A 3773-nucleotide genomic window follows, 5' to 3' on the forward strand; every position below is an offset into this window, starting at 1 on the left:
GTAATTCATTTCGCGCTAGCGAGCTGATCTTTGTATCTTTCCATGGTTTCGCATTTTTTCTAGGTGGAATCACCGCATGCGCTTGCCGATCTGCAATGACCTGACGGCATTGCTTGGTGTCATAAGCGCCATCAGTATAAACAGAGTCAATCTGCTCATCTAAGGAAATTTGATCGAGTAAATCACCAAGTACCTGTGAATCACTTACATTGTTAGTTGTAAGCTGAACTGCACGTATTTGGAGAGTTTTAGCATCTATACCAATATGTAATTTACGCCATTGACGACAATATTCAGGCTGATGTTTCTTCCTTTTCCATTCACCTTCACCTAAAAACTTTAGACCGGTAGAGTCTACCAGCAAGTTAAGCCCACCACTGCTTTTTTTGATAACTAATCGCAATATCAATATGTTTTTGTCTTCTGCAAAGCGTACTGTAATCTGGTGCGGTCCAATTTAATCCACAAAGTTTAATCAGACTTTGAACAAAACCTGTGACCATACGTAAAGAAAGGCGAAATAAAGATTTAATCATTAGACAGCATTGGATGGCTGTGTCGGAATAAGTTTGATTTCGTCCATGCTTGCCTTTTGGATGCGCATACCATTGAGTCTTAGTGTCAAACCAAATTGAAATATTTCCTCGATTTATTAATGCTCGATTATAAGAAGACCAATTGGTAGTACGATAAATTTTAGGTGCAGGCTTGTTCATTTGGAAATTATATTGTGGAATAAGCCCTTAACGATAGGTTTATGCAACAAAGCCCTCAAAATAGCCTAATTGCTCAAGCGAGTAAAAAAATTAGTCTCTTTGCAGCAAGAGAAGATGCAAGTTTAATCACAGGTGTGGGTAAAATTTTAATTAAATTAATTTCTAATGCTTTAGATATTATTTCGAGAAAAGACTTAACAATTAAATCGACAGAAGGAAAGGTTTACATTACAAGTCCGACAGAAGTCGTGATTACGGGTGGGAGCTCTCAAATCAGTATAAAAGATACAGGAATTTATTCTAAAACTAGTGGTATTAATGAGTCTAAAGCTGGACAGCATGCTTTTAAATCTGGCGAATCGGTGGATAAAAGTATTATAGGAAATCAGCTCTATGATCTAAAAGTTAAGGTATTTGATGAAGTAAAAAATATTGCAGTTAAAAATACTAAATGTCTCTTAACGTTAAGTGATGGCAGTGAGTTAGAGGGGACTACTGACGACAAGGGTTACACAGAGACAGCTTTGTCTTCTAAACAGTTAAAAATAAACTCTATTGAATTTATTGACAATCATAATTAGTTCTGGAAATGAGATGTCTGAACAAAAGAAAAGTATAAATCAAAGTTTGACACCAGTTGGAAATAATAGTGTTGCTAAGGTCTATGTGAATCCACAAGAAAAATGCAATACTGTTGTGAATATGGCACTAGACCATGTTTATGGAAATTGTGGTTATTACTATGTTCCTTATAAAGATGATCCTATAAAAAAAGGCGAAACCGTTAATAAAAATGGAATTAATATCCGATATTTCTTAAATCATGCAGATGTATTAATCGATGTTACAAAAACACAAGAACGTTGGCAACTCGCTTTAGAGGTTGCATTAAAGGTCATCAAAAATAGAGAATCTTTGCTTAAATTAGATGGGTCTGATCCAAACTGGTCACGTTACGCTGACTTTATGAAGCGTCATACAGCCACTTGCGGGCATCTGCCGCCTACTTATTATCGTGCGTATGGATACTATTACTGTTCACGTTTTGGTGCTTATTTACTCCCAAGTATGAAAAGCCCTGAGGGGAAAAGATGGTTAGTCAATGCCAGAAAATATTTACAAAAATATATGGATCTTGGTTTAGATCAAAATAATAAAGGCGATGTGATTAAATTGCCTTGTAAGTTAGCACCGAAAGCCAGTCAGAACATGACTTTTAAAAAGCAAACCGTTGAACTTAGTGATAAAGACTTTAAAACTTTTGCATTTAATTCGCATGTTCCAGCATATATAGATGGTGGCATTCAAGAAATTCCGTTTACTGATTTACTTCGTATTATTGCTGAGCCGAATCTTCAAGAATGGATGGATTTTGAAACATGGGATCAAGCGGTACAGGTAGCAGAGGTGGTTTATCCCTTTATAGGTGGAACGGCTAAATTCTTATTTGATAACACCATAAAACGCATACGATCAATTTTTGTGGATTAAGCCATGATCAAAAATAAGTATTTTATCTTTCTCCTCAGTCTTTTTTTCTTTACAGGATGCAGTCTAATGTGGGCAACTGAATTTGAGTTTGCTAAAAATAATTTTAATGGCGGGATCTTAGCGATTAACGCAAACAAAGACAAAGCATTGTTATTTTATATCAATCAAGAAAAAATTGAGTTTGTTGATATCTTAAATGAGAAAGGTGAATTTATAGATTCAAAGTATAAAGAAGAATGGATGAGAGACAATAGTCAAGTTTTAAACCGTATGACCGTTGAGGTGTTATCAGGGGGAAAAGGAAAGCCAGACAAATTAGTATTTAAAGAACCAGCTCAGACTGGACAATGGTGGCAATCAGCTGATCTTAACACGATTTATATTAATACCTATTTTTTAGATTATGTACTCGTCGATACGATTCCTGAACAAGATCAAATTAGAAAAGCACGACGTTATAAAATATTTAAATCGATAGATGGTGGAGAAACTTTTACTCAACTTAAAAGTTGGCCGCCATTTAGACAAGTTAAACAAGTACTTTTCGATGAAACTGGTGTATATGGATATGCCATAGGTGAGCAAAAGACGTTGTGGCGTACCTCTGATGCAGGAAAAACATGGATACAAATCCATATGCCAAAGCAAATTGTTGACCAATTAAATGCGATGAAATATGAATTTAGAATGGATGAGTTTTTTAACTCCTATCATTTTGATGAGAAAACCAAAGATTTTTATTTTTCTAATTTATTCGATCATCAAGGCCAATATCAAAGTGTGGTTTATAAGTTTCCGTGGAGTGATGATCCCAAAGACAATCGTATAGATCAATATTCACCTATCCTCACTCTACCAAAATCAGATATTGTGGATATTAATAGTGAAGGGGAAAAACTTTACGTTTTAGGGATGGTTTATGATTTTGAGAAAAAAACCTATGGTCATGTAGATACTGAAACTACCTTTTTAGTTGCCGCACCAAATGAACAAAATAAATATCAATGGCTTGAAAAAGTAAAAATTGGAAATGCATTACAGTTGAGTAAATTATATATGGGTCAGAATCGAGTTTTATACAGTTCAGGTTTTAAAAATTCAAATAGCTACCCTTATCAAAGAGATATAGCAGCGGTTAGTTTTGATAAAGGTCGAAGTTGGCAAATTGATGAAGAAGGTAATATGATTCAGGCTTCTACTTTTGATAATAAAACTAATAAAGTTTTTATACTTAAAGGTGGAAAAGTGTCATCGAGAGAGTTAACTAAATTTAGTTCATTATTGCCTTGATATATTTTTAAAAGCTATCTAATTAATATATATTTGGTTATAAAGTTTTTAAGTTAAAAAATTGAAATACTGGGAATTATCAATTTATTGATCGTTTTTATATATATCAGCTATCTAATCCCACTTTGTATAAGGCCCATACTGCACCCTATGAAGGCTTTACGGTAGAACCTTTAGAAAATGAAGATTTGCTACTAAATTTTGGTTCAGCGTGGAGTTTTCATTTCCATAGCTTTAATGGCGGAAAACACTATCAGTTGATTCAGCAATTTAATG

3 protein-coding genes and 1 pseudogene are annotated in these 3773 nt (G+C 34.2%); 3 read left to right on the top strand and 1 reads right to left on the bottom strand.

The window, feature by feature from the left end; translation table 11 throughout:
* Positions 1-716 (bottom strand): annotated as a pseudogene (locus FTT88_RS16805) (IS5 family transposase); the annotation flags it as partial.
* 41 nt (positions 717-757) lie between these two features.
* Between FTT88_RS16805 and FTT88_RS16810 the strand changes: the two are divergent.
* From FTT88_RS16810 to FTT88_RS16820, 3 genes are all read left to right on the top strand, one after another.
* On the top strand, positions 758-1297 hold the full coding sequence (locus FTT88_RS16810; RefSeq protein ID WP_180107000.1) for a DUF2345 domain-containing protein: 540 nt from the start codon (positions 758-760) through the stop codon (positions 1295-1297).
* Positions 1298-1310: 13 nt separating this feature from the next.
* Entirely contained in the window at positions 1311-2207 is an 897-nt protein-coding gene (locus FTT88_RS16815; protein WP_180081926.1) for a hypothetical protein, read from the top strand.
* 66 nt (positions 2208-2273) lie between these two features.
* On the top strand, positions 2274-3497 hold the full coding sequence (locus FTT88_RS16820) for a hypothetical protein (RefSeq protein ID WP_180128740.1): 1224 nt from the start codon (positions 2274-2276) through the stop codon (positions 3495-3497).
* Positions 3498-3773: the final 276 nt, after the last annotated feature.

Origin of the sequence: Acinetobacter sp. YH01024 (assembly GCF_013420195.1) — a bacterium.
Classification (GTDB): Bacteria; Pseudomonadota; Gammaproteobacteria; order Pseudomonadales; family Moraxellaceae; genus Acinetobacter; species Acinetobacter amyesii.

Bases quoted from the DNA above. Each gene is read 5' to 3' on its own strand.
- FTT88_RS16810 (WP_180107000.1), top strand. From the start codon at position 758: ATGCAACAAAGCCCTCAAAATAGCCTAATTGCTCAAGCGAGTAAAAAA.
- FTT88_RS16820 (WP_180128740.1), top strand. From the start codon at position 2,274: ATGTGGGCAACTGAATTTGAGTTTGCTAAAAATAATTTTAATGGCGGG.
- FTT88_RS16815 (WP_180081926.1), top strand. From the start codon at position 1,311: ATGTCTGAACAAAAGAAAAGTATAAATCAAAGTTTGACACCAGTTGGA.